General features: G+C 71.5%; 19 protein-coding genes. 10 read left to right on the forward strand and 9 right to left on the reverse strand.

Features of this window, described 5'->3' with window-relative positions; genetic code table 11:
• Nucleotides 1–87 precede the first annotated feature (87 nt).
• Nucleotides 88–2,220, reverse strand: coding sequence for a penicillin-binding transpeptidase domain-containing protein (locus ACFQTY_RS00925; RefSeq protein WP_378095954.1), 2,133 nt, complete (start codon nt 2,218–2,220; stop codon nt 88–90).
• A 72-nt stretch (nt 2,221–2,292) separates the two neighbouring features.
• Nucleotides 2,293–3,375, reverse strand: coding sequence for a cytochrome c oxidase assembly protein (locus tag ACFQTY_RS00930; RefSeq protein WP_378095957.1), 1,083 nt, complete (start codon nt 3,373–3,375; stop codon nt 2,293–2,295).
• Nucleotides 3,376–3,581: 206 nt separating this feature from the next.
• Between ACFQTY_RS00930 and ACFQTY_RS00935 the strand changes: the two genes are divergently transcribed.
• Nucleotides 3,582–3,938, forward strand: a complete 357-nt coding sequence (locus tag ACFQTY_RS00935; RefSeq protein ID WP_378095960.1) for a YciI family protein — start codon at nt 3,582–3,584, stop codon at nt 3,936–3,938.
• Between the two features lie 75 nt (nt 3,939–4,013).
• Here the strand turns inward: ACFQTY_RS00935 and ACFQTY_RS00940 are convergent, their stop codons facing one another.
• Nucleotides 4,014–7,913, reverse strand: a complete 3,900-nt coding sequence (locus ACFQTY_RS00940; RefSeq protein ID WP_378095963.1) for a replicative DNA helicase — start codon at nt 7,911–7,913, stop codon at nt 4,014–4,016.
• A gap of 653 nt (nt 7,914–8,566) precedes the next feature.
• Here ACFQTY_RS00940 and ACFQTY_RS00945 point away from each other — a divergent pair.
• The 5 genes from ACFQTY_RS00945 to ACFQTY_RS00965 all read left to right on the forward strand — a co-directional run bounded on the left by ACFQTY_RS00945 (nt 8,567) and on the right by ACFQTY_RS00965 (nt 13,881).
• Nucleotides 8,567–9,811 (forward strand): branched-chain amino acid ABC transporter substrate-binding protein, encoded by a 1,245-nt coding sequence (locus ACFQTY_RS00945; RefSeq protein WP_378095966.1) that lies wholly within the window; start codon nt 8,567–8,569, stop codon nt 9,809–9,811.
• Between the two features lie 99 nt (nt 9,812–9,910).
• Nucleotides 9,911–10,954 (forward strand): branched-chain amino acid ABC transporter permease, encoded by a 1,044-nt coding sequence (locus tag ACFQTY_RS00950; RefSeq protein ID WP_378095969.1) that lies wholly within the window; start codon nt 9,911–9,913, stop codon nt 10,952–10,954.
• Nucleotides 10,951–12,174, forward strand: a complete 1,224-nt coding sequence (locus ACFQTY_RS00955; RefSeq protein ID WP_378095971.1) for a branched-chain amino acid ABC transporter permease — start codon at nt 10,951–10,953, stop codon at nt 12,172–12,174. Before ACFQTY_RS00950 ends, ACFQTY_RS00955 begins: the two co-directional genes overlap by 4 nt.
• The gene (locus ACFQTY_RS00960; protein ID WP_378095974.1) at nt 12,171–13,175 is read left to right on the forward strand and encodes an ABC transporter ATP-binding protein; all 1,005 of its coding nucleotides are present in this window, start codon (nt 12,171–12,173) and stop codon (nt 13,173–13,175) included. Before ACFQTY_RS00955 ends, ACFQTY_RS00960 begins: the two co-directional genes overlap by 4 nt.
• On the forward strand, nt 13,162–13,881 hold the full coding sequence (locus tag ACFQTY_RS00965; protein WP_291760320.1) for an ABC transporter ATP-binding protein: 720 nt from the start codon (nt 13,162–13,164) through the stop codon (nt 13,879–13,881). The genes ACFQTY_RS00960 and ACFQTY_RS00965 overlap by 14 nt, the downstream gene beginning before the upstream one ends.
• A 108-nt stretch (nt 13,882–13,989) precedes the next feature.
• On the opposite strand, the gene rplI is transcribed toward ACFQTY_RS00965, so the two are convergent.
• From rplI to ACFQTY_RS00990, 5 genes are all read right to left on the reverse strand, one after another.
• Entirely contained in the window at nt 13,990–14,439 is a 450-nt protein-coding gene (gene rplI / locus ACFQTY_RS00970) for a 50S ribosomal protein L9 (protein ID WP_378095977.1), read from the reverse strand.
• Between the two features lie 14 nt (nt 14,440–14,453).
• Complete coding sequence (gene rpsR, locus ACFQTY_RS00975; protein ID WP_263731870.1) at nt 14,454–14,690, reverse strand: 30S ribosomal protein S18; 237 nt, start codon at nt 14,688–14,690, stop codon at nt 14,454–14,456.
• 69 nt (nt 14,691–14,759) lie between these two features.
• Nucleotides 14,760–15,290, reverse strand: coding sequence for a single-stranded DNA-binding protein (locus ACFQTY_RS00980; RefSeq protein WP_378095980.1), 531 nt, complete (start codon nt 15,288–15,290; stop codon nt 14,760–14,762).
• A 66-nt stretch (nt 15,291–15,356) separates the two neighbouring features.
• Nucleotides 15,357–15,650, reverse strand: coding sequence for a 30S ribosomal protein S6 (rpsF, locus tag ACFQTY_RS00985; RefSeq protein ID WP_291760311.1), 294 nt, complete (start codon nt 15,648–15,650; stop codon nt 15,357–15,359).
• A 214-nt stretch (nt 15,651–15,864) separates the two neighbouring features.
• On the reverse strand, nt 15,865–18,282 hold the full coding sequence (locus ACFQTY_RS00990; protein WP_378095984.1) for a transglycosylase domain-containing protein: 2,418 nt from the start codon (nt 18,280–18,282) through the stop codon (nt 15,865–15,867).
• A 321-nt stretch (nt 18,283–18,603) separates the two neighbouring features.
• Here ACFQTY_RS00990 and ACFQTY_RS00995 point away from each other — a divergent pair, with 321 nt between their 5' ends.
• From ACFQTY_RS00995 to ACFQTY_RS01010, 4 genes are all read left to right on the forward strand, one after another.
• On the forward strand, nt 18,604–19,269 hold the full coding sequence (locus tag ACFQTY_RS00995) for a PadR family transcriptional regulator (protein WP_378095987.1): 666 nt from the start codon (nt 18,604–18,606) through the stop codon (nt 19,267–19,269).
• A complete protein-coding gene (locus ACFQTY_RS01000) occupies nt 19,266–20,360 on the forward strand; it encodes an inositol-3-phosphate synthase (protein ID WP_378095990.1) in 1,095 nt (364 codons plus the stop codon). The genes ACFQTY_RS00995 and ACFQTY_RS01000 overlap by 4 nt, the downstream gene beginning before the upstream one ends.
• Nucleotides 20,361–20,530: 170 nt before the next feature.
• Entirely contained in the window at nt 20,531–21,841 is a 1,311-nt protein-coding gene (locus ACFQTY_RS01005) for an MFS transporter (RefSeq protein WP_378095993.1), read from the forward strand.
• Nucleotides 21,838–23,601 (forward strand): SpoIIE family protein phosphatase, encoded by a 1,764-nt coding sequence (locus ACFQTY_RS01010; RefSeq protein ID WP_378095996.1) that lies wholly within the window; start codon nt 21,838–21,840, stop codon nt 23,599–23,601. Before ACFQTY_RS01005 ends, ACFQTY_RS01010 begins: the two co-directional genes overlap by 4 nt.
• Here ACFQTY_RS01010 and ACFQTY_RS01015 read toward each other — a convergent pair.
• A complete protein-coding gene (locus ACFQTY_RS01015; protein ID WP_378095999.1) occupies nt 23,592–25,067 on the reverse strand; it encodes a CCA tRNA nucleotidyltransferase in 1,476 nt (491 codons plus the stop codon). The genes ACFQTY_RS01010 and ACFQTY_RS01015 overlap by 10 nt on opposite strands.
• Nucleotides 25,068–25,131 lie beyond the last annotated feature (64 nt).

Genomic DNA, 25,131 nt, shown 5'->3' on the forward strand with positions numbered 1-25,131 from the left:
GGCGCAGCCCGCGACGGCGGCGGGCCGGCGGTCAGGGACGGCCCGGGGTCGGCTGTCCCTGCCGGAACTGCAGGGTCCGGCCGCCGGTCAGCCCGCCGCGACGAGCAGCTGGTGCACCAGCGGCCCCGCGGTCGTCGCACCGAGGTCACCCGTCTCGACGAAGGCGGCGACGGCGAGGTCGCCGTGGATCGCGATCATCCACGCGTGGTTCGCCAGCCCCTGCGGACCCTGGAACTGCGCGGTGCCGGTCTTGGCGTCCACCTCGGGTCCCGGGATGTCACGCAAAATCGTCGCCGTCCCGTCGGTGACCACCCCGCGCATCAGGGTGCGCAACGTGGTCGCCTCCTCCTGGGTCAGGGGCTTGGCGGGGGTCGCGGGTTCGGTGGCCGACGAGGACGGGCTGGGCGCCGCTGCGCCCGCGGCGCCGGACGACGACGCCGAGGCCGAGGGGCTCGTCCCACCCGAGGCTGCACCGTTCGCGCCGGCTGTCGCCGTGCCCGCCGAGGCCTTGACCAGCACCGGCGTCACCGTGTGGCCGGCCGCGACCGACGCCGCCACCGTCGCCATGCCGAACGGAGAGGCGAGCACCCGACCCTGACCGATCATCGACGCCGCGTGGTCCGTCCCGGTCGAGTCCGTCGGCACGGAGGCGAGGAACGCCGGGAACCCGAGCGATGGGGCGGGGTCGAGGCCCAGGGAGCGCGCCGCCGCGAGCAGGGCGTTCGCGTCGACGGTCCCGGCCTGGCCGACGAAGGCGGTGTTGCACGAGTGCGCGAAGGCGGTGCGCAGCGGGATGTCACCGAGGGCCGACGCCGGGTAGTCCGAGACGTTGTTGAAGGTGTAGCCGTCGACCACGGCCTTGCCGGGGCACGGCACGGTGCTGTCCGGGGTCAGGCCCGCCCGCAGCAGCGCCAGGGCACCGGCCACCTTGAACGTCGACCCCGGCGCGTACTGACCGACGGTCGCGGTCGACGTCCCGTCGCCGTTGGGTCCGCTGGCCGCCGCCAGGATCTCGCCTGTCGACGGGCGGAGGACGACGAGCGCGGCGTTGCCCTGCACCGGCGCGAGGATCTGCTCCGCCACCGTCTGCAGCTGCACGTCGAGCGTGGTCTGCAGCGGGACCCCGGCCACGGCGTCGGTGTGGAACAGCTGTCGCTTCACCGCACCGGCCGTGGCCAGGACAGTCAGCCCCGGCCTGCCGCGCAGCTGCTCGTCGTACTGCCGCTCGAGCCCCGAGAGACCCGCCAGGTCGCCGGCGACGATCGCGCCGTGCGACCCGTCCACGATCTCCTTGGTCGCCTGGCCCACCTGCCCGAGGATCGGCCGCGCGAACAGGCGGGTCGGTGCCAGCGGCAGGGAGTCGTTCACGGTGTTGACGCCCGCGAGCTTGCGCAGCGCGCCGATGTCGTACGTCGCATCCCCCTGCCGCACGGTGATCGCCTCGACGAACGCCTTGGGGCCGGCCGCCGCGACCTGCGCGGCGTACGCCGCGGGGTCCATGCCGAGGGCCGTGGCCAGCGCTCGGGCGGCGGCGTCCTGGCCCGACGCGTCCACGTGGGTCTTGTCGATGCCGACCCGCCACACCGGCCGCTGCGCGATGATCACGTCGCCGTTGCCCGCGAGCACCGTGCCGCGCTCGGCCGCCACCCGCTGCTCCGTGAGCACCTCGCCGTCCGCCAGGTCCGGGGCGAGCAGGGAGGTGCGCCACTGCGCCTTCCACGCCGACGTCCCGCCGGCCTCGACCAGGTCCAGCTGCGTCGTCACGTCGTACGTCCACGGCTTCGCGGTGCCCAGGCCCCACTCCCAGTGCAGACCCGCCGTCGCCTTCGTGCTGTCCTTCGGGTCGACGGACACCGAGGTGACCGACACGGCGGGGTCGGCGCCGTCGAGGCCGGTGAACGCGGCGGTCCGTGCCGCGGTCAGCGCGGCGGCGTCCGGTGCGCCGGCTGCGAGCGCGACGTGCGTGAAGTCGCCGGACGTCAGCGCAGCGGCGAGCGCGTCGGCCTCGGCCTTCGGGGTCGGGCGGTGCGGCGAGCACCCGGCGAGCCCGACGACGACGAGCCCGAGGACGGCCAGCGCAGCCGCCGTCGTGGTCCCGGCCCGACGGCCCGACCGAACCTCACGACCCCGTCCAGCAGTGCGACCCGACGCCGCCATCACCATCGCCCCCTCGCGGTCCCCCTGACCCGCGACGAGCCTGCCACGTCGATCCCTGGTCACGGCACGGAACGAGCTGGGGAACCCCAGGGCAGCAGGACGGTACGGGCCCCGTCGGCGTCACCCGGCCCGTTCTCAGGACGGGCCCTGGGCGCCGCCCTGCCCCTCCCGCGTCGTCCAGCCGTACCGTCTGGCGCGCTCCTCGCCGAACACGCCGGCATCGGTCTCCCACCATGGCCGATCGAGCACCGGGGCCGCCGTGGCGACCGGACCGCCGCCCTCGCCCGACGGGATGCCGCTCGCAGGCGTGCCGGTGGCAGGCGTGCCGGCGCTGGCTGAGGCCGGCTCTGCCGACACCAGGTCGAGGGCGCGGTCGATGCGGTCCGCCTCGCGGGCGTCGGCGCGGATCCAGGCGATCATCGCGATCACCAGGAACGGCAGGTCACCCGCCTCGCCGAAGAACCACAGCATGCCGCCGGCCAGGTGCTGGTCGTCCAGCGGTGCCGGCCCCCACCCCCGGTGCAGCACCGACCAGTACTCCGGGGCCAGCAGGCTGCCGTGCAGCCGGAGCGCGATGCCCGGGATGGCATCGAGCAGGAACTCCAGGAAGCCCAGGCCGATCAGCGCCGCGTAGCCGAGGGAGCTGAGCGTCATCCCCTCGTCCGTCACGGGGAGCGCCAGCACCAGGCCCGCCGCCAGCAGCATCAGGTGGACGGAGTGGAAGACGGGCGGATGCCGCAGCGCGGCACCCAGCAGCGGCGTGAAGAACACCAGCACCGTGACCAGGATCAGCAGCAGCGGCCCGACGCCCGGCGCACCGAGCACGCGCAGCACCCGAGGCCGCCGCGACTCTCGCGGCTCGTCGTCGTCGACCGGCGCACCCCGCCCGCGCCCGCGGACGGCCGCGACCAGCGCGACCGGGGCACCGACGCCGAGCAGGAGGGGCGCGACGAGCAGCAGCAGGCAGACCTGCAGCGTGAACACCCAGAACAGCAGGTGCGCGTACACGCCCACGAACCAGCAGGTCGAGGCGATCACCAGCACCAGGCCGGACAGGAAGGCGATGGAGCGCATCGGCGACCACACCGCGCCTGCGCGCCGAACGGCCCGGACGCCGACGAGGTACCCGGCGCCGGCCAGCACGACCAGGACGAGCGCCGGCGCGTCGACCTGCCACGAGCTGAGCGCCGACGCAGTGGTCAGCGGGCCGGGGTTCATGCCGCGGTGGCGGCGACGGTGAGGAGACCCTCCACGTGCCCCAGGGTGCGGTGCCGCCCACCCCTGGTCAATTCGAGCCGGGTCCTCGCCGCCCGGCGTTCATAGACTCGGTCCACGTCCGGGCGGGACCTCGATCCGGCGTCGTCGATGCGGCGCCGAGTCACCCCCCGGCAGCTTCTGTGCATACGTGCCGCGGAGGAGACCCCATGCAGTTCGACACGTTCGTGGTGGCCCGGCTCCTGGAGGGTCCCAACCCACCGGTCCTGACGGAGGACGGCGAGAGCGAGCTGCAGGACGCCCACCTGGCGCACATCGCCGACCTGTGGGCGTCCGGGAACCTGATCGCGGCAGGTCCGGCGTCCGGCCCTGAGGGACTGCACGGCGTCAGCATCTTCGTGTGCTCGCTCGACCGGGCGCGGGAGCTCGGCGACCGCGACCCCGCTGTCGTCGCCGGCAAGTACGTCCACGAGTACGCGGTGTGGCGCGCACCGCGCAGCATGATCGTCCCGGGATCCGGCATCCCGCCTCGGTCCATCGCCGAGGTGATCGGACGCGCGGACTGAGCCAGCCCGCCCGCTGTCAGCCCGGCGGCAACGCGACCGCCGCCGCTACTTCTTGATGTCGACGAGCCGCCGCCGCTACATCTGCATGTCGACGAAGCGCGAGTAGTGCCCCTGGAACGCCACCGTGATCGTGTCCGTCGGACCGTTTCGGTGCTTCGCGACGATGAGGTCCGCCTCGCCCGCCCGGGGTGACTCCTTCTCATAGGCGTCCTCGCGGTGCAGCAGGATCACCATGTCGGCGTCCTGCTCGATGCTGTTGTGGACCGCGATGCCGTTGGCGACGAAGTTGTGGGTACCGACCACCGTGGCGTCGAACACCTGCTGCTCGCCGAGCGGTTCGATCGCCACCACCTGGTCCCAGAGCAGGTCGTTGACCGCGAGGATCTCGAGGTCCTCCGACTGCAGCACCTCGGCCACCCGTCCCAGCCGCGCCCTGGACGGTGCGTGCTTCCACAGGGTCGAGCCGCAGAACTGGGTGCCCATCGCCGCGGCGAACTCCCGGTGGGTCATCCCGCGTTCGACCAGGATGTCGCGCACGTCGTCCCACACCTCGCGCGGCACCGTGTCGACGTTCGGGTTGCCGGACAGCTCCCGGACGATCTCGAGCAGTCGCTGCGCCTGGAGTCCGCGGGCGCCGTGCACGCCGATCTCCTGCAGGAACCGTCGCTGGTCGTCGACTCCCGAGACGTCGAGGGTGTAGCCGTCGCGGTAGCCCGCCTTGCGGACGGTCCGCAACCGAGTCGAGATGCCGAACCGCAGCAGAAGCACCCCGAGCTGTTCCGCGAGCCGACGAGACGTCGACGCGTAGTAGATCCGGCCACCGCGACCGGTGGCATTCACGGTGACGGACCCATCCGTCGCCCAGATGTGCCGGAGGAACAGCGCGATCTGCTGCTTGGGCAGGTGGAAGACCTCGGTCGGCACGAACTTCTCGTGGCTCCGGGCGCCGAACAGACCGAAGTCGTCGAGCCATTCCGCGATCGGGTTCCGCTTCCCGTGAGTGAGCCGGTACGGAGCGGGCAGCCGCAGGGTCGTCACGCGCGCCGCCGCGTAGTCGTCGCGGATCGCAGTGATGCCGAAGGCTGCAGCGGCATCGCTGACGGCCGCGAGGTTCGCCTCGTCGATCGACGCGTACCGGATCGGCTGGCGTCGCACGAACGACCCGTCACCCAGGAGGTGCGCCAGCATCACGACCTTGCGGTCGTCCCAGTGCGCCGTGCGCTCCGGACCTGGCACGTGACGGGGCACGCCGAGTCGCGACCCGACGCTCAGCTCCTCGAGCGGCGTCCAGCCCTCGTAGGTCAAGAAGGGATGGTTCGCGGTGGCCGTGACGCGCTTGCCTGAGGCCAGGGTGAGCCGGAACACGGGCTTGACCCCGGTCGGGAAGACGTGGGTCAGGTGGCGCCGCACGTACTGCAGGCGATCGTCCAGCGCCCAGACGGGGACGTCCCGCGAACCGAGGGCGTAGAGCTCGCCCAAGGTCGTCTCCGCGCCGGTGTCCGCTCGCAGGATCCGGGTGTCCTCCGTCAGGCAGCCAGACTCGCGTAGGTCGCTCATCTGCGGCTTCTTGTCGGTGCGCTGCTCCGGCCCACGGTTCAGCTGCGAGATGGCGATCACCGGCACCTCGAGCTCCTTGGCGAGCAGCTTCAGCGCACGCGAGAACTCGGACACCTCCTGCTGCCGGGACTCCACGCGCTTGCCGGAGCTCATCAGCTGCAGGTAGTCGATGATCACCAGCTTGAGGTCGTGCCGCTGCTTGAGCCGACGGCACTTCGCGCGGATCTCCATCAGCGACATGTTGGGGGAGTCGTCGATGAACAGCGGCGCCTCGGAGATCTTGCCCATGGTCTGCGCGACCTTGGCCCAGTCGTCCTCGCCCATCTGACCGGTGCGCATCTTCTGCAGGTGAACACGCGCCTCTGCCGACAGCAGTCGCATGGTGATCTCGTTGCGGCTCATCTCGAGCGAGAACACGACCGACGCCATGTTGTGCTTAATCGACGCCGACCGCGCGATGTCGATGCCGAGCGTCGAGTTGTGCGTCGGGATCATCGCCGGTCCCGCGAGGTACAGGTGGTCCGTGTGCTCGACCTCGACGCACCGCACCGGCACCGAGTCGACGCGGTCGACCGCGACGACCATGCGCTGCGTCAGCCGCGGGGTCGAGGGCCGCCGCCGGTCCTTGTGCACCAGCCGCTTGCGCTCGAGCAGGAACACGTCGTCGTCGGTGGTGAAGGTGATCGTGTACGCCGTCGATCGGGACTCGCGGCTTCCCGCCACCCTCCGCATGGACAGTCCGCTGCGGTATCCCAGCGTGTGGACGAGCTCCCGGGCGTCGGCCGCCAGGCGCTCGTCCGTGAAGGTCAGCTGCACGCTGCCCGTCGGGTTGACCGTTCCGTCGGTGTCGAGCAGGCCGGCCAGCAGATCCCGGCGCTGCCGCTCGCTGCCACGTAGGTACTGCACCGGGATGTGCTTCGACCCCAGCACGCCCAGGGTCCGGAGCCGGCCCTGAACGGTGCCGAACGCGTCGCGGCACACCTGGCACCGAACGAGTCCTGTCGTCGGCTGGCCGCAGTCAGGGCACGTGGGTACCGGGACCGGTCCGGAGAGCGCCTTGACCCGGCCGCCGCACGACTGCCCGCACGTGCGCACCTGGCTCCGCCGCGGGACGAACGGCGCGCCGCAGACCTCGCACTCCCGCTCCGCGAACGGCTCAGCGGCAGGCAGCGCGATCCCGTAGCCCCGCGTCCCCGCCGCACCCCGCGACCACTCTGTCGCGGTCGCCACATACCCGCGCGACTCGATCTCCATCGCGATCTCGGGGTCCGCTGACACGAACCGGGCACCGTCCGCGCTGCCGTCCCCCAGCCACACCCCCAGCACGTACGGGTCGACGAGCAGCTCCGCCTCCGGCAGGTGCAGCGGCGCCGTGGTGTCCACGCTGTGGTTCGTCCGGCCGTCCGCGACTGCGCACCGCAGCGTCGCCGCCAGCTCCTCCGTCGTCCGGATGCCCGGTTGGCCGCGGTCGCTGCGGCGCCGGTCCGCGCGGGTGCGCGTGGCCCACTGGTGCCAGGCGTCCGCGACGATCGTCGATCCGTCGTCGAACGTCACGCGGTAGCACGGCCGGCCGCTCATCACCTCCGTGGCGGCCACCACCCGCGTCGGCGCGCCGTCCGCTGCGAGCAGCAGGTCGCCGACCTGCACGTCGCCCATCGTCGTCCAGCCGGTCGGCGTGGGAAGCGAGGTGTCGAGAGCGAGCGCCTTCCCGATTGCCGGCCGAGCGGCGATCACGATCATCTGGCCGGCGTGCAGACCGTTGGTCAGCCGGTCCAGGTCCGCGAACCCGGTCGGCACCCCCTGCATGCCCTCGCCCCGGTGCCCGGCCGCCTCGATCTCGTCGACGGTGCCGCCGATGATCTGCGACAGCGGCAGGAAGTCCTCGCTGGCCCGCCGCTCGGTGACGGCGTACACCTCGGCCTGGGCCGAGTTCACCAGCTCGTCGACGTCGCCGCCGTCGGTGGCGTAGCCGAGCTGGGTGATCCGGGTACCGGCCTCGACCAGTCGGCGCAGGATGGCCCGCTCCCGCACGATGCGGGCGTAGTAGCCCGCGTTGGCGGCGGTCGGGACGGTGGCGATCAGCGTGTGCAGGTACGGCGCACCGCCGATGCGGCCGATCTCGCCGCGCTTGGTCAGCTCGTCGGCGACCGTAACGGCGTCGGCCGGCTCGCCGCGGCCGTACAGGTCGAGGATCGCCTCGTACACGATCTCGTGGGCGGGCCGGTAGAAGTCGGTGCCGCGCAGCTGCTCGATGACGTCGGCGATCGCGTCCTTGCTGATCATCATGCCGCCGAGCACCGAACGCTCCGCGTCCAGGTCCTGGGGCGGGAGCCGGTCGGCCGGGTCGTACCGTCGCTCGCCGGAGTCGCCGTGGGACCGCGCGGACGGCACGCCGTACTCCAGGTCCTCGATGGTCACCGGTCCTCCACCCCGCTCGTCGTCCTGCACTCTCGAACGTGTGTTCTACCGGACGCCACCGACATCCTCACGGACACCGCCCCCTGCGACCGCACGTACGCCCCGTCCACGAGGGGCCAGGGCGAGAGTAGGCGGCCGCCGACGGACCGCTCAACGACCGCCGTCCACACCCCCTGTGGAGCCACGGCGGCGCGGCTGTGCACAGTTGGTGGACAGCCTTGTGGACAACCGTCCGGAAGGTCTTCCGGCACGTCAGCGACCTGCGACAGCGCTGTGCACGGGCTGTGGAGCGCATCTCCATCATCACGAATTGGTCTCGGATTCACACCGCGGACAGCCTGCGGACACCTACCGACGCGGGGTGTCCGGTTCGTCCCCAGCCCGGTCCCCAGCACCGACGTACCTGCGACGCCGCGGCGGTCCGATGTGACGCGTCGGTAACAGGCATCGCATCCCGGCCGGTTGACCCCTACCATCGTCGTCACCCGAGTCGAGGGCGTGATCGCATCGTGGCCCTCCGGATCTCGACTCGTGATCCGTTTGCGTGTGAAGTGGAAACTCCACCGAAACGCAACGGGCCTACCTTGCGTGCCAACCCGACGCTCAGGGGTCGGGACGGAGGCCGTGCCTCGACCAACCAGGAGGTAGCACACATGCGCAGATCGACACCGCGGCTCGCGGGCGTGGCGCTCGTCATGACCGCCGGCCTCGTGCTGGCCGGCTGTTCCTCGAAGAGCACGGGCGGCGGCGGCGGGGGCAGCACCTCGGGCGCAACTGGCGGCAGCTCCGCCTCCAGCAGCCTGTCCATCCAGCCCCTCGTGCAGGTGGACGCGACCGGCAAGAAGGTCGCCGCAGCGGGCGGCTCGACACCCGCGGACCCGGCGGGTGACGGCAGCGCCAAGTGCAGCAACATCTCGATCGGCATGGCCGGCGCCCTGACGGGTCCCAACGCGGCCCTCGGCACCAACATCCTCAACGGGCTCAAGCTCGCGGTCGACCAGCACAACAAGGCGAACGCCGGCTGCCAGGTCACCGTCAAGCAGTTCGACACCGAGGGCGACCCGCAGAAGGCCACCCAGGTCGCGCCGCAGATCGTCTCGGACACCTCGGTGATCGGCCTGCTCGGCCCGGCGTTCTCCGGCGAGACCAAGGCGACCGGCAGCATCTTCAACCAGGCCGGCCTCCTGTCGCTGACGGCGTCCGCGACCAACCCCGGTCTGACCACCAACGGCTGGAACAACTTCTTCCGTGGCCTGGGCAACGACAACTCCCAGGGCGGCGCGATCGCCAGCTACATGAAGGACACGCTGGGCTACAAGAAGGTCTGCGTGATCCAGGACGACTCCGACTACGGCATCGGCCTGGCCACCGTCGTCGCGAAGACGCTCGGCTCCGTCGCCGTCTCCTCCTGCAACGCCAAGGTCAAGACGGGTGACAAGGACTTCTCGGCCGCGGTGCAGCTGGTGAAGGACGCGTCCCCCGACGCCGTGTACTACGGCGGCTACTACGCCGAGGCGGCGCCGCTCCTGTCGCAGCTGCGTCAGGGCGGTGTGACGGCGGCCTTCGCCTCCGGTGACGGCACCAACGACCCCGAGTTCGTCAAGCAGGCAGGTGACGCGTCGAAGGGCGCCTACCTCACCTGCCCGTGCGGCCCGGCCCCGGACAAGTTCGCGGCCGACTACAAGGCGATGTTCTCCGTCGCCCCCGGCGTCTACTCGGTCGAGGCGTACGACCTCGGCACGATCATGCTGAAGGGCATCGACAAGGGCATCACCGCCCGCGGCGACCTGGTCAAGTTCGTCTCGTCGTACGACGGCGCCGGGCTGGCCAAGAACTACAAGTGGGACTCCACGGGTGAGCTGGCCTCGGCCAGCACCTGGGTCTACCAGGTGAAGTGACCCCGGACGACGGCCGGGCCCACCAGGGCCCGGCCGTCGTCGTCAGTCCCGCTCGCCCCGTCATGGCCGCGTGCCGTGGCGGTTCTCGTTAGGAGCAACATGAGCGTCCTCCTGCTCGCCGGCGGACACGTCCTCGACGGAAGCATGGTCAGCGCCTTCGACATCGGAGCCCTGGGCCGCAACTTCTGGGCCCTCACCGTCGACGGCCTGACCTACGGGTCCATCTACGCCCTGGTCGCGGTCGGGTACACGCTGGTCTACGGGGTGCTGCGGCTGATCAACTTCGCGCACTCCGAGATCTTCATGTTCGGCATGTTCGGCCAGTACGCGACGCTGATGCTGCTCGGCTTCAGTCCCAGCGGCAACGCCTACCAGCAGGGCACGCTGATGACGATCGTCTACCTGCTGGTCGCGATGGTCGGCGGCATGGCGGTCGCCGGCGGTGCCGCGGTGGGCCTCGAGCGCGTGGCGTACCGGCCGTTGCGCCGACGCGGGGCCCCGGCGCTCGTCTTCCTCATCACCGCCATCGGCGCGTCGTTCGTGCTGCAGGAGTTCGTGCACTTCGTGCTGCCCAAGCTGACCGGCGGCAACCTCGGCGGCGTGAACGCGCAGCAGCCCATCCGGCTGGTCCAGGCGACCGCCCAGTTCCACTTCGGCAACGCGACCGTGAACAACGTCGAGCTGGTGATCGTCGCCTCCGCCCTCGCGCTGGCCTTCGCCACCGACCGGTTCATCAACGCCACCAAGTTCGGCCGTGGCATCCGTGCCGTCGCGCAGGACCCGGTCACCGCCACGCTGATGGGCGTCTCGCGCGAGCGCGTGATCATGCTGACGTTCCTGGTGGGCGGCATCCTCGCCGGTGCCGCCGGCCTGCTGTACACGCTGCGGGTGCCCAGCGGCATCCTCTACTCCGGCGGGTTCATCCTCGGTATCAAGGCCTTCGCCGCCGCCGTGCTCGGTGGCATCGGCAACCTGCGCGGCGCACTGCTCGGCGGTCTGCTGCTCGGCGTGATGGAGCTGTACGGGCAGGCGCTGTTCGGCACCGAGTGGCGCGACGTCGTCGCCTTCGTGCTGCTGATCCTGGTGCTCATGTTCCGGCCGACCGGCATCCTGGGTGAGTCGTTGGGGAGGGCCCGAGCATGAGCACCGAGACAGTCACAGCCCCCGCCGCACCCCACCTCGGCGTCGGCGACCGCATCCGGCTGTGGTGGGACACCCTGCCGCGGCAGACCCAGTGGCTGGTCGGCATCCCGGCGATCGTGCTGATCGCCCTGCTGCCCGTGCTGCGCCCGCCGGTGCTCACCACCGTCGGGACCGACTTCGGCGGGGTGCTCGCCCAGTTCGGCATGTACGCGCTCCTGGCGATCGGCCTCAACGTCGTCGTCGGCCAGGCCGGCCTCCTCGACCTCGGCTACGTCGGCTTCTACGCCGTGGGCGCCTACACGGTCGGCCTGATCACCAGCCCGGACAGCCCGTGGCGCGTGCACGGCCTCGACCCGCACTGGGCGTGGCTCGCCGCGCTGCCGGTCGCCGTCGCGCTGACCGCCATCTCCGGCCTGATCCTCGGCTCGCCGACGCTGCGGCTGCGCGGCGACTACCTGGCGATCGTCACCCTGGGCTTCGGCGAGATCGTGCGGCTGCTCGCGGACAACCTGTCGAACATCACGGGCGGCGGCCGGGGCCTGTCCCGGATCGCCTACCCCGTCGTCGGGACCAGCAGCACCCGCCCCACCGGCGTGTTCTCCGCCGGCAACACCGCCCACCCGGTGAACTCCGGCACGGCGTGGTTCTGGCTCTCCCTGGTGCTGATCGTCGTCGTGCTGGTGCTCGTCGGGAACCTCGAGCGCTCCCGCGTCGGCCGTGCCTGGGTGGCCATCCGGGAGGACGAGGACGCGGCCGAGATCATGGGGGTACCCACCTTCAAGTTCAAGCTGTGGGCGTTCCTGATCGGCGCCTCGATCGGCGGCCTGTCCGGTGCCCTGTACGCGGGCCAGGTGCAGTTCGTCGTGCCGACCACGTTCAACGTGATCAACTCGATGCTCTTCCTGTGCGCCGTGGTGCTCGGCGGTCAGGGCAACAAGCTCGGCGTGATCCTCGGGGCGTTCATCGTCGTCTACCTGCCCAACTTCTTCATCGGGCGCACCAACCTGTTCGGCATCCCGATCAACGGCAACGAGATCGCCAACTACAAGTACCTGTTCTTCGGCGTCGCCCTGATGGTGCTGATGATCTTCCGACCACAAGGTCTGTTCCCCGCCCGGCAGAAGCTGCTGACGTACGGCCGTGACGTGTACGCCGCGGCGCGCCGCGCGGCCACCGCGCTGACGCACCGAACCGAGGAGACCGTGGGGGAGGCCCGATGAGCATCAACCCGCAGATGCCGGAGGCCGGGTCCGAGCACTCCGAGCAGCACCGCGGCACCGAGTCCCGGTACGTCACCGAGGACTCGGTCGCCGAGGAGTTCCTGCCCGACGGCGGTGTGATCGACGAGGTGCCGGTCGACGTCGCCGAGGTCAACCCCGACCTGGCCAACCCCGAGCTGGTCGCCGAGCTGGTCGCCCCGGACCGGTCCATCCGCACCGAGGTCGGCGGCTCCCTGCTGCAGATGGACGCCGTCACCGTCCGGTTCGGCGGCCTGACGGCGCTCGACGCCGTGAGCTTCGAGATCAAGCGCGGCGAGATCCTCGGCCTGATCGGCCCCAACGGTGCCGGCAAGACGACCTGCTTCAACACGATGACCGGTGTCTACCGGCCGACCTCCGGCCAGGTGGTGTTCGACGGCCGGCCGATCGGCGCCATCAAGCGGAACCAGATCACCCGGCTCGGCATCGCCCGCACGTTCCAGAACATCCGGCTGTTCTCCGACATGACGGCGCTGGAGAACGTGATCGTCGGCACCGATGCCCGGCACCGCACCTCGGTGCCCGGGGCGGTGTTCCGGTCCAAGCGGCACCGGGCCGAGGAGCGCGACGCGCTGGAGCGCGGCATGGCGCTGCTGGAGTTCGTCGGCATCGGCAAGCGCGCCACGCAGCAGGCCCGCAACCTCCCCTACGGCGACCAGCGCCGGCTGGAGATCGCGCGGGCCCTGGCCACCGAGCCCAAGCTGCTCTGCCTGGACGAGCCGGCCGCCGGCTTCAACCCGGCCGAGAAGCAGCAGCTGATGGACCTGATCCGCAAGATCCGCGACGACGGCTACACCGTGCTGCTGATCGAGCACGACATGCGCCTGGTGATGGGCGTGACCGACCGCGTGGTGGTGCTGGAGTTCGGCCGCAAGATCGCCGACGGTCTGCCCGCGGACGTGTCCGCCGACCCGGCCGTGATCGCTGCCTACCTGGGGGTTCCCGACGATGCCACTGCTTGAGCTGAAGGACCTCACGGTCTCCTACGGCCGGATCGAGGCCGTGCGCGGCATCTCGCTCACGGTCGAGGAGGGCGAGCTGGTCACGCTGATCGGCGCCAACGGCGCGGGCAAGACGACCACGATGCGCGCGATCTCCGGCATCCGGCAGCTGTCCCGCGGCTCCGTGTGGTTCGACGGCAAGGACATCAGCCGGATGAAGGCGCACGAGCGGGTGCTGGCCGGCATCGTCCAGGCGCCCGAGGGCCGTGGCGTGTTCCCCGGCATGACCGTGGTGGAGAACCTCGAGATGGGCGCCTACGCCCGGGTGTTCCCCACGAAGGCGGAGCACGACGAGACGCTGGCGCGGGTGTACGAGCTGTTCCCGCGCCTGCACGAGCGCCGTGACCAGGTGGGCGGCACGCTGTCCGGTGGTGAGCAGCAGATGCTGGCCATCGGCCGCGCGCTGATGGCCCGCCCCCGGCTGCTGCTGCTCGACGAGCCGTCCATGGGGCTGGCGCCCATGGTGATCCAGCAGATCTTCCGGATCGTCACCGAGATCAACCAGGCCGGGACGACGATCCTGCTCGTCGAGCAGAACGCCCAGCAGGCGCTGTCCCGGTCGCACCGCGCGTACATCCTGGAGACCGGTGAGGTGGTGACGTCCGGCGCCGGCAAGGAGCTGCTTGCGGACCCGGCGGTCAAGCAGGCCTACCTCGGCGTCGCCTGACCTCGGCCTGAGCCCGGCCCGGCGGCAGCCCGCCGCACCCGGCCACGTACGCAGAACGCCCCGCCACCCGGATCCCGGGGGCGGGGCGTTCTGCGTCGTTGCGGAGCGTCAGGCCTTGACGACCTTGACGGTCACCTTGGCGGACACCTCCGGGTGCAGGCGGACCTGCACCGAGTAGTCGCCGACCGACTTGATCGCCTGGGCGATCTCGATCTTGCGCTTGTCCACGGCCGGGGCACCGGCGGCGACGAGCGCCGCGGCGATCTCGGCGGTGGTGACCGCGCCGAACAGCCGACCGCTGTCGCCGGCCTTGGCGGCCACCGTCACCGGCTTGGACTGCAGCGAGTCGCGCGTGGCCTTCGCCTCGTCCAGCGTCGCGATCTCGCGCGCCTTACGAGCCTTGCGGATGGCCGCGACGTCCTTCTCGGCACCCGTGGTCCACGGCGTGGCCAGGCTGCGCGGGATCAGGTAGTTGCGGGCGTACCCGTCCTTGACCTCGACCACGTCGCCCGGGGCGCCGAGGCCGGTGACCTCGTGGGTCAGGATGATCTTCGCCATGTCGGTCCCCTTCCTCAGCGTGCCGACGACGAGTACGGCAGCAGGGCCATCTCGCGGGCGTTCTTGACGGCGCGGGCGATCGCCCGCTGCTCCTGGACGGACACCCCGGTCACCCGGCGAGCGCGGATCTTCCCGCGGTCGGAGATGAACTTGCGCAGCAGCGCGGTGTCCTTGTAGTCGACGACGTCGATCTTCGACGCCTTCAGCGGGTTCTGCTTCTTCTTGGGCTTGCGAACGACGGGCTTGGCCATCGTGGTGCTCCTCGTCTGTCGGAGCCCCGGGCTTGCCCGGCCCGGGGATGGGAATCAATCAGTTGTCTGTCAGAAGGGGGGCTCGTCGGAGTAGCCGCCGGCCGACCCGCCCGCGGGCGTCGCCCACGGGTCGTCCTGCTGGCTGCCACCGGAACCACCCTGACCGCCGAAGCCGCCGCCGCCGCCGAAGCCACCGCCACCACCACCACCACCGAAGCCTCCGCCACCGCCGGACCGCTGGGTCCGGGTGACCTTGGCCGTGGCGTAGCGCAGCGACGGACCGACCTCGTCCACCTGCAGCTCGACCACCGTGCGCTTCTCGCCCTCACGGGTCTCGTAGGAGCGCTGGACGAGCCGGCCGACGACGATGACGCGCGTGCCCTTGGTCAGCGACTCGGCGACCGACTCGGCCGCCTCCCGCCAGATCGAGCAGCGCATGAACAGCGTCTCGCCGTCCTTCCACTCGTTCGACTGGCGGTCGAACGTGCGGGGGGTGGACGCGACCGTGAAGTTCGCGACCGCGGCCCCGGACGGGGTGAAGCGCAGCTCCGGGTCCCCGGTCAGGTTCCCGATCACCGTGATGGTGGTCTCACCGGCCATGCCAGCTCCTCGCAGGTTCGTGTCGACTGACTTCGGCGCACGCTAGCGGCGGGCACCCACAACGGGTCAGGCGTCGGTGCGGAGCACCTTGGTGCGCAGCACGACCTCGTTGAGGCCCAGCTGGCGGTCGAGCTCCTTGGCGGTCGCGGCGCTCGCGGTGAAGTTGACGACGGCGTAGATGCCCTCGGCCTTCTTCTTGATGTCGTACGCGAGACGACGGCGGCCCCAGATGTCCACCTTGTCGACGCTGCCGCCGTCGGACTTCACGACGGTCAGGTACTTGTCGAGCGACGGGGCGACGGTGCGCTCCTCGATCTCGGGGTCGAGGATGATCATGATCTCGTACTGACGCAGGCTCATACCCACCTCCTCTGGTCTTCGCGGCCACGGTCGGTCCGTGGCAGGAGGGTCTGTGCGTCCGCCCCCCGGGCAGGCGTCAGGACGACGACGAGCACGCGGGGCAGCGGTCCATCGTAGCGTGCGGCACGCAGCCCCCGGGCCGGGGCTGTGGACGACGCCTCTGCCGCGTATCGACGGCTCGGTATGCCGCGCAGCCGACGGGCCGTGGCTCCTGCTACGGCGTCTTGGCTGGCGCCGGCCCGCCCGCCGTCGCAGACGTGCTCGGCACCGGTGCCGGTGTCGTGGGTGGCGGCGCCGCCGGACCCGTGGACACCGTGAGGGTCACGGAGGACCCGGCCGGCACCGTCGCGCCGGATCCCGGCGCGGCCGAGATCACCCGGCCGGACGGGACCGTGTCCGACGCCGCCGTGACGATCACCGGGGAGAGGCCGGCGTTCTGCAGCGCCCCCGAGGCGTCGGCCTCGGTGTGGCCGACCAGGCCGCCGGGGACCTGCACGGTCGTGGGCGCCTGGGTGGTCGGAGCGGTCGTCGGCGTCGCGGTGTCGGTCGGGGCGGTCGTCGGCGTCGCGGTCGGCTTGTTTCCGACCCACGCCGGCTGCGGGAAGTCGGACTTCGGCGTCCACTGCGGCATCGCGAGGACCGGCTTCATGTAGTCGGCCCAGACCTTGGCGGGCCAGTCGCCACCGGTGACCTGCTTGATCCCGCCGAACGCCGTGATGGTCTCCTGCGACTTGTTGTCCTCGCCGATCTGGCTCATCGCCACAGCGGTCGTCAGGCTCGTCGTGAAGCCGTCGAACCAGGCCGACTTGTTGTCCGTCGAGGTACCGGTCTTGCCTGCGACCGGGATGTTCAGCGGGCTGATCCACTGGTGCCCGGTGGCGCCGTTGTCCGTGACCACGTGCTGCATCGCGTACGTGGCGTCCGCCGTGACGTCGGCCGCGAAGACCTGCTGCCCGGCGCTGCCGCCCTTGCTGACCGTCTTGCCGGTCGGGTCCAGCACCTCCCGGACGATGAAGGGCGTGTGCTTGACCCCCTGGGCGGCGATCGTCGAGTACGCCGCTGCCATGTCGAGCGGATGGACGTCACCGGATCCGAGCACGTTGGAGCCGACCACCGGCGGGGGGGTCGTCACACCGGCCTGCGTGGCGACGTCCGCGGACTTGGCGGGCCCCACCTTGAGGTTGAGCTGCGCGTAGACAGTGTTGACGGAGTGTGCCGTCGCCGTGATCAGGTCGATCCGACCGAACTGCTCGTTGCCGAAGTTGGTGACCTTGTGGTCCGGGGTGTCCCAGCCCGGGATGACCTGAGGCGTCGCGCCGTTGAACGTCGTCTTGAGCCCTATCCCCTGCTGGAGGGCAGCGATGAGGGTGAAGGGCTTGAACGTCGAGCCCGCCTGGATCGCGTCGTAGGTGGCCGTGTTGCGCTGGTCCTTCAAGTAGTCGGCACCGCCGTAGAGGGCGACGATCGAGCCGTCTGCCTGGTTGACCGAGGCGATCGCCAACCGGGTGCGCGGGTTCGGCGTCGCACCCTTGGTGAGCGCGCCCGAGTACAGGTCGTTCGCCGAGCGGACCGCCTCGTTCTGCACGGCCGGGTCGATCGTCGTGATGATCGTGTAGCCGCCGGTCTTGATGTCGCCGACGGAGAGGTTCATCGACGTCTGCAGCTCGTCCAGCACCATCTGCAGCAGGTACCCGTTGGTGCCCGCCATGGCGTTCGACTGCTTGTACTGGACCGTCTGCGGGAACTCCTGCTTGTCCCGGTCGGCCTGGGAGAGGAACCCGCCCTTGACCATGTAGTCCAGCACGCGGTTCCAGCGGGCCTTCGCCTTGTCGGGGGCGTTGGCCGGGTCCCAGTTGTTGGGCGACGGGATGATGCCGGCCAGCAGCGCGGCCTGCGAGACGGTGAGGTCCTTGGCGTCGACGCCGAAGTACGACTGGGCGGCGGCCTGGATGCCGTAGGAGTCGCGGCCGAGGTAGATCGTGTTGAGGTACCGGCCGAGGATCTGGTCCTTGGACTCGGTCCGGCCGATCTTGATGGCGAGCATCGCCTCTTCGGCCTTGCCGATGTAGTTCGTCGTCGTCCGGTTCTTGTAGTACGTCTTCACGTACTGCTCGGTCAGCGTCGAGGCGCCCTGCTGCGCGTTGCCCCGCAGGTTGTTCCACAGGGCGCGGGCGATGCCCTTCGGGTCGACCCCGGCGTTCTGGTAGAAGGTCTGGTCCTCCGAGGCGACCACGGCCTTGCCGACGTACGACGGCAGCGTCGAGTAGTCGACGATGTCGCGCTTCTGGTCGGCGAACGTGCCCATCACCGGGCCGCGCGACCCGTCGGCGTTGTTGGCGAAGTACACCGTGGAGGTCTGGAACTTCACCTGGGCGGACGGGGACGGGACCTTGAGCGTCGCGTAGGCGGCGACCGCGGCACCCAGCCCGACGAACACCAGGCCGAGGAGCGTGCCGAGCACGACGCGCCAGGACGGCAGCCAGCGCCGGAAGCCGGTGACGGTGGAGCGGGGGTAGTCGAAGAAGCGGCGGCGACCCGTGGCCGCGCCGCGGCCGGACCGGCCGGCTGCGGGACGACGGGTGGATCCCCGGCGGGACCGGGGAGGCGCGGAGCGCCGACTGCTCGCTGACAACGCAGGACCTTCCGGACGACGACGGGGACGGTCCCGACGCGCCAGGTAGGGCTGAACGGGCGCCCAGGACTCACAGCAGTATGGGGGACCACCCCCTGCGAGGGCCGCTCAGCCGCCGTCACCGGCCAACTTTCACCGGATCGGCGCGAAGGCTCCGCGCGCCGACCGCCGCGCCTCCGCAGGCGCCGGAGCGCCGGCCCGGGCCGGTCTCCGTGCACGGGCGGCTTGTGCCGACACATCGGCTCGACGTAGTGTGCGGATGTATCGAGTTGATACATCGGCGCTGCGGCGTCGTCCGACAGTACGCCGAGGGGGTGAGCCGTGCACGGACGGACCGACGTCCTCGAGCCGGCCATCCTGGGCCTGCTCGCCGAGTCGCCGATGCACGGGTACGAGCTGCGCAAGCGGCTCAACCTGGTGCTCGGCAGCTTCCGCGCCCTGTCCTACGGCTCCCTGTACCCGGCGCTGCGGTCGCTCGCCGAGCGCGGGCTGATCGTCGGCGCCGAGTCCACCGCCACGGTCGGGGTCGAGCGCGCCGTGGCCAGCAAGCGGGCCCGCATCGTCTACGAGCTGACGGCCGAGGGCAAGGAGCACCTGCAGCAGGTGCTGGCCTCGTCGGGTCCCGCGACGTGGGAGGACGAGAACTTCGACGTCCGCTTCGCGTTCTTCGCGCAGACGGACGCCGAGACGCGGCTGCGCATCCTCGAGGGACGCCGCACGCGGCTGACCGAGCGCCTCGAGGTGGTCCGGCAGTCGCTGAACCGCACCCGCGAGCGCATGGACGAGTACACCCTCGAGCTGCAGCGGCACGGCCTCGAGCAGGTCGAGCGCGAGGTCCGCTGGCTCGACGGCCTCATCGACAACGAGCGGAGCGTGCGTCCCGCGCGCGCCGTCGCACCGACCAAGGGGACGGGCCGTCCGGCCCGTCCCGAGATCCACGCCGAGAGCAACCCCGCCCCGGCGCACACTGAGAAGGAGCGAGGATGACCTCCATCCGCGTGGCCATCGTCGGCGTGGGCAACTGCGCCTCGTCGCTGGTCCAGGGCGTCCAGTACTACCGCGACGCCGAGGTCGACACCAAGGTGCCGGGCCTGATGCACGTGCAGTTCGGCCCGTACCACGTCCGTGACGTCGAGTTCGTGGCGGCGTTCGACGTCGACGCGAAGAAGGTCGGCTTCGACCTGTCCGAGGCGATCTTCGCGTCGGAGAACAACACCATCAAGATCTCCGACGTGCCCCCGCTGGGCGTGCCGGTGCAGCGTGGCGTGACCAACGACGGCCTCGGCAAGTACTACTCCGAGACCATCGAGGAGTCGGACGCCGAGCCGGTCGACATCGTCCAGGCGCTCAAGGACGCCAAGGTCGACGTGCTGGTCTCCTACCTGCCCGTCGGCTCCGAGATCGCCGACAAGTACTACGCGCAGTGCTGCATCGACGCCGGTGTGGCGTTCGTCAACGCCCTGCCCGTGTTCATCGCGTCCGACCCGGTGTGGGCCAAGAAGTTCGAGGACGCCGGCGTGCCGATCGTCGGCGACGACATCAAGTCGCAGGTCGGCGCCACCATCACGCACCGCGTGCTGGCCCGCCTGTTCGAGGACCGCGGCGTCATCCTGGACCGCACGTACCAGCTGAACGTCGGCGGCAACATGGACTTCAAGAACATGCTGGAGCGCGAGCGCCTGCAGTCCAAGAAGCTCTCCAAGACCCAGTCGGTCACGTCCAACCTGAACGACGGTCCGCTGTCGGGCAAGAAGGAGGACCGCAACGTCCACATCGGCCCGTCCGACTACGTCGCGTGGCTCGACGACCGCAAGTGGGCGTACGTCCGCCTCGAGGGCCGCGCGTTCGGCGAGGTGCCCCTGAACCTCGAGTACAAGCTCGAGGTGTGGGACTCCCCGAACTCGGCCGGCATCATCATCGACGCGATCCGCGCCGCGAAGATCGCCAAGGACCGTGGGATCGGTGGCCCGATCCTGTCCGCGGCGACCTACCTGATGAAGTCCCCGCCCGTCCAGATGGAGGACACCGCCGGGCGCGCCGCGCTCGAGGCGTTCATCCGCGGCGAGAACGAGCGCTGACCTGAGCCTCGTGCTCTGAGCTGACGCCGGAAGGGCCCCGCACCCGAGAGGGTGGCGGGGCCCTTCTGCGTCCGGCCTGCGATCCCGCACGACCCGACGGTGGCTCCGCCGAGTGGGTGAGGTGGGCGCCTCGGCGTGGCGTGAGCAGCACCTGCGCTTAGCCTGAGTCCGTGCAGGTGACCGAGGACCTCCGACGGCTGTGGCCCCTGGTGGGCTTCAGGCGCCTGTTCACGGTGCGCCTGGTCAGCCAGTGCGCGGACGGCATGTTCCAGGTCGGCCTGGCGACGCTGTTCTTCTTCTCGCCGGAGACGGCCAGCACCGCCACCGGGGTCGCGGCGGCCTTCGCCGTGCTGCTGCTGCCGTTCACCGTGGTGGGTCCGTGGGCGGGGGTGCTGCTGGACCGGTGGCGTCGGCGGCAGGTGCTGCTGTACGGCAACCTGGTCCGCGTCGCGCTGACGCTGACGATCGCCGTGGTGATGCTGGTGCACGGCGTCAGTCCACTGGTCTACGTCCTCGCGCTGGTCACGCTCTCCGTCAACCGGTTCCTGCTGGCGGCCCTGTCGGCGTCCTTGCCCAAGGTGGTCGACGGCCCGTTGCTGCTCACCGCCAACTCGTTGACCCCGACGCTGGGGGCGGCCTCGGCAGGGGTGGGCGCGCTGCTCGGCTTCGTGCTCGGCCGGCTGATGCCCGCCGGGCGGGAGAGGGACGCGATCGCGCTGGTGGTCGCGGCCCTGGTGATGGGGACGGCGTCCGCCCTCGCCGGCCGCATCGCGCGGGACCAGCTGGGGCCGGACGAGCCGGTGGCGATGCCGGTGCGCCGTGCGCTGGGCGTCGTGGCGCGGGAGCTCGGCGCGGGTGCCCGGTACCTGGCGGCCCGGCGGACCCCCGCCGAGGCGCTCGCGATCATGGCGTGGCACCGCTTCTGCTACGGCGTCGTCTTCATGGCGAGCATCCTCATCTCGCGCAACCTGCTCAGCTCGCCGTCGGACGTCGACGCCGGTCTGCGCACGTTCGCGACCGTGCTCGGCGCCTCCGCGATCGGCTTCGCGCTCGCCGTGGTGGTCACGCCGGTGCTGAGCCCGCGCCTGGGTCCGCAGCGGTGGATCGTCGTCTGCCTGGTGGTGGCCACCGTCAGCCAGCTGATGCTGGTGGTCAGCATGGCGCTGCCCGTGGTGCTGGTCGCCGCCGCGACGCTCGGTCTGGCGGCGCAGTCGGCCAAGATCGCGGTCGACACGATCGTGCAGCGGGACACCGCGGACGCGTACCGCGGCCGTGCGTTCGCCCTCTACGACGTCCTCTACAACGCCGCCTTCGTCGGCGCCGCCGCGCTCGGCGCGGTCACGCTGCCGGACACCGGCTGGTCCCGCGGCCTGTTCCTCGCGCTGGCCGTCGGCTACCTCGGCTCGGCCGTGGTGTACGGGCGGGCGTCGAACCGTGCCCACGCCGTCGGCCAGCTCCCCGCTGAGAGCGTGCGGTCATGACGGCCACGGCGGGGCGCCGCACACCGCCCCGCGGGACACCGCTGCCTGGTGAGCTGCTGGCGCAGGCGCCCGACGAGCGGCTGCTCGCGCTGGCCGTCACGGTCGGCGACCTGCCGCTCACCCTCGCCGACGCCCAGGCCCCGGACCAGCCGCTGGTGTGGGTGAACGACGCCTTCACGCGCCTGACGGGTTACAGCCGGGAGGAGGCGCTGGGCCGCAACTGCCGGTTCCTGCAGGGTCCGGCGACGGACCGGGCCGCCGCGCGGCGCCTCCGGGAGGCGGTGCGCGCCGGGAAGCCGGTCAGCGAGGTGCTGCTGAACTACCGCCGCGACGGGTCCGTGTTCTGGAACCGCGTCGTGATCAGCCCGGTGCACGACGCCGACGGGCAGGTGACGCACCTGGTCGGCGCCCAGCTGGACGTCACGGCGCAGGTCGGCGTCGACGACGCGCGGGACCTGGAGCTGGAGCTGGCCCGTCAGACGAGCTCCCGGCTGGACCTGCTGCGCGCGGTCAGCGACGAGCTGTCGCGGCACCTGGACTACGAGACGGCGGTCGACGCGCTGGCCGACGTGGTGGTCCCCGCCCTCGCCACCTGGGGCTTCGTCGCCGTCGTCGGCGAGCGCGGACGGTTCGAGCGGGTGCACGTCGTCGCCACCGACCCCCGCCTGGCCGCGACCGCCGCCCGGCTGGAGGCCGAGGCCGGGTGGTGGCTCGAGCGCTCACCCCGGGTGCGGGGCGCCCTCGACAGCAGCATCGAGCTGGTGCCCGAGCCGATGCCGGTGGACCGCGCGGACCTGCCGTCGCGCAGCACCCCCAGCGAGCTGAAGCTGCTGGAACGGCTCGGCCTCGGCTCGTCGCTGATCGTGCAGCTGCGCGCGCGCGACCGCGTGCTCGGCGTGCTCGTCCTGCTGCACCACGAACCGGACGGCTTCGGCCCGGAGACCGCCATCACCGCGGCCCACCTCGGCCGCCGTGCCGGCCTGGCGCTCGACAACGTGCAGCTGTACCTCGCGCAGCGCGAGGCCGCCCTGACGCTGCAGCAGCGGCTGCTCCCGCACGTCGAACCCGTCGCCGGCCTCGACCTCGCGACCGCCTACGTCCCGTCCTCCCGCTACGCGCAGGTGGGCGGCGACTGGTTCGACGTGCTGCCGCTGCGCGACGGCGCCATCGGCCTGGCCGTCGGCGACGTGGTCGGCCACGACCTGCGCGCCGCCGCGTCGATGGGTCAGCTGGCGTCGCTGATGCGGTCCCACGCCTGGGCCGGCCTGCCGCCCCGCGAGGTGCTCGACCGGCTCGACGAGCTGGTGCAGGGCCTCGGCATGGCGGAGGTCGCCACGTGCGTCTACCTGCACTGGGTGCCGGCGGGCGACCACGCCCGGGTGACGTACGCCCGTGCCGGTCATCCGCCGCCGATGGTGCGGCTGCCCGGTGGTGAGGTGCTCCGCCTGGACCAGGCGAACAGCACCCCCATCGGCCTGACGTCCCACACCGCCGGCCGCGAGCAGGACACGGTCGACCTCCCCGCCGGCTCGACGCTGGTGGTCTACACCGACGGGCTGGTGGAGCGGCGGGACCGTGGGCTGCGCGAGGGAGTCGCCCAGCTCGAGGCCGAGCTGCGGGCGGTGCCCGACGACGCCGACGCCACCGCCGTGCGGGACCGGTTGGTGCAGCGGCTGGCGGCGACGTCCCAGGAGGACGACCTGTGCCTCCTCGTCGTGCGGGTGCCCGAGTTCGGGCACCCCGTCGTGCCTCAGCCCTGACGGGCCGCCCACCAGCGCAGCAGCTCCTCGCGCGCCGCGTCGGCACCGAGCGGACCGCGGTCCATCCGCAGCTCGAGCAGGTAGCGGTACGCCTCACCGACGTCCCGGCCCGGTCCGATGCCCAGCGCCTGCATGATCTGCGTGCCGTCCAGGTCGGGCCGGATCGAGGCGAGCTCCTCCGCCTCGGCCAGGCGGCCGATCCGTTCCTCGAGGTCGTCGTACGCGGCGGAGAGGCGTGCCGCCTTGCGCACGTTCCGCGTGGTGCAGTCCGACCGGGTCAGGCGGTGCAGGCGCTCGAGCAGCGGGCCGGCGTCCGTGACGTAGCGGCGCACGGCCGAGTCGGTCCAGCCCGCGTCCCCGTAGCCGTGGAACCGCAGGTGCAGCTCCGTCAGCCGGGCGACGTCGTGCACCGTCTGCTTGTCGAAGTGCAGGGCGGCGAGCCGCTTGGCGACCAGCTTGGCGCCGACCACCTCGTGGTGGTGGAAGCTGACGCCGCCGCCCGGCTCGAACCGGCGGGTGCGCGGCTTGCCCACGTCGTGCAGCAGCGCGGCGAGCCGCAGCACCAGGTCGGGACCGGGTACGGCGCCGTCCGGGCCGGTCTCCAGGGCGATCGCCTTCTCCAGGACGGTCAGCGAGTGCTCGTACACGTCCTTGTGGCGGTGGTGCTCGTCGATCTCCAGGCGCAGGGCAGACAGCTCGGGCAGCACCTGGTCGGCCAGGCCGGTGCCGACCAGCACCTGCAGACCCTCACGCGGGTGGTCGGACAGCAGCAGCTTGACCAGCTCGTCGCGCACCCGCTCCGCGGAGACGATCGACAGCCGCTCGGCCATCGCGACGGTCGCAGCCAGCGCCGCGTCGTCGACGCCGAACCCGAGCTGGGCGACGAAGCGCGCGGCTCGCATCATGCGGAGCGGGTCGTCGTCGAACGACTGCTCGGGGTCGACCGGGGTCCGCAGCACGCGCCGCGCCAGGTCGCCCAGCCCGTCGAACGGGTCGACGAACTGCAGGTCCGGCACCCGCACCGCCATCGCGTTCACGGTGAAGTCCCGGCGCGACAGGTCGCCCTCGAGGGTGTCGCCGAACTCGACGGCGGGCTTGCGGGACGTCGGGTCGTAGGCGTCCGTGCGGTAGGTGGTCACCTCGACGACGACGTCCGACGAGCCGCCGCGACCGAACCGGCGCGCACCCAGCGTGCCGAACCGCTTGCCGATGTCCCAGTGCGCGTCGCCCCAGCCGGACAGGATCCGCTCGGACTCGTCGGGCCGTGCCGACGTGGCGAAGTCCAGGTCGGCGCTGACGCGCCCGAGGAACGCGTCGCGCACGGGGCCGCCGACCAGCGCCAGCTCGTGACCCGCGTCCGCGAACCGCCGGCCCAGGGCCACGGCGTCGGGCGCCAGCTGCGCGAGCGACGCCAGGGCACGCCGCTGCAGGGCGGCCTCGTCGGGGTTCGGGCGGTCGATCGGCACCCGGCAAGCCTGCCAGACCGGGGCGGACCGCCCGGACCGGGGCGCCGTGCCCGAGTCGTTACAG

The sequence above is a fragment of the Cellulomonas sp. T2.31MG-18 genome (assembly GCF_964266755.1).
GTDB lineage: Bacteria > Actinomycetota > Actinomycetes > Actinomycetales > Cellulomonadaceae > Cellulomonas.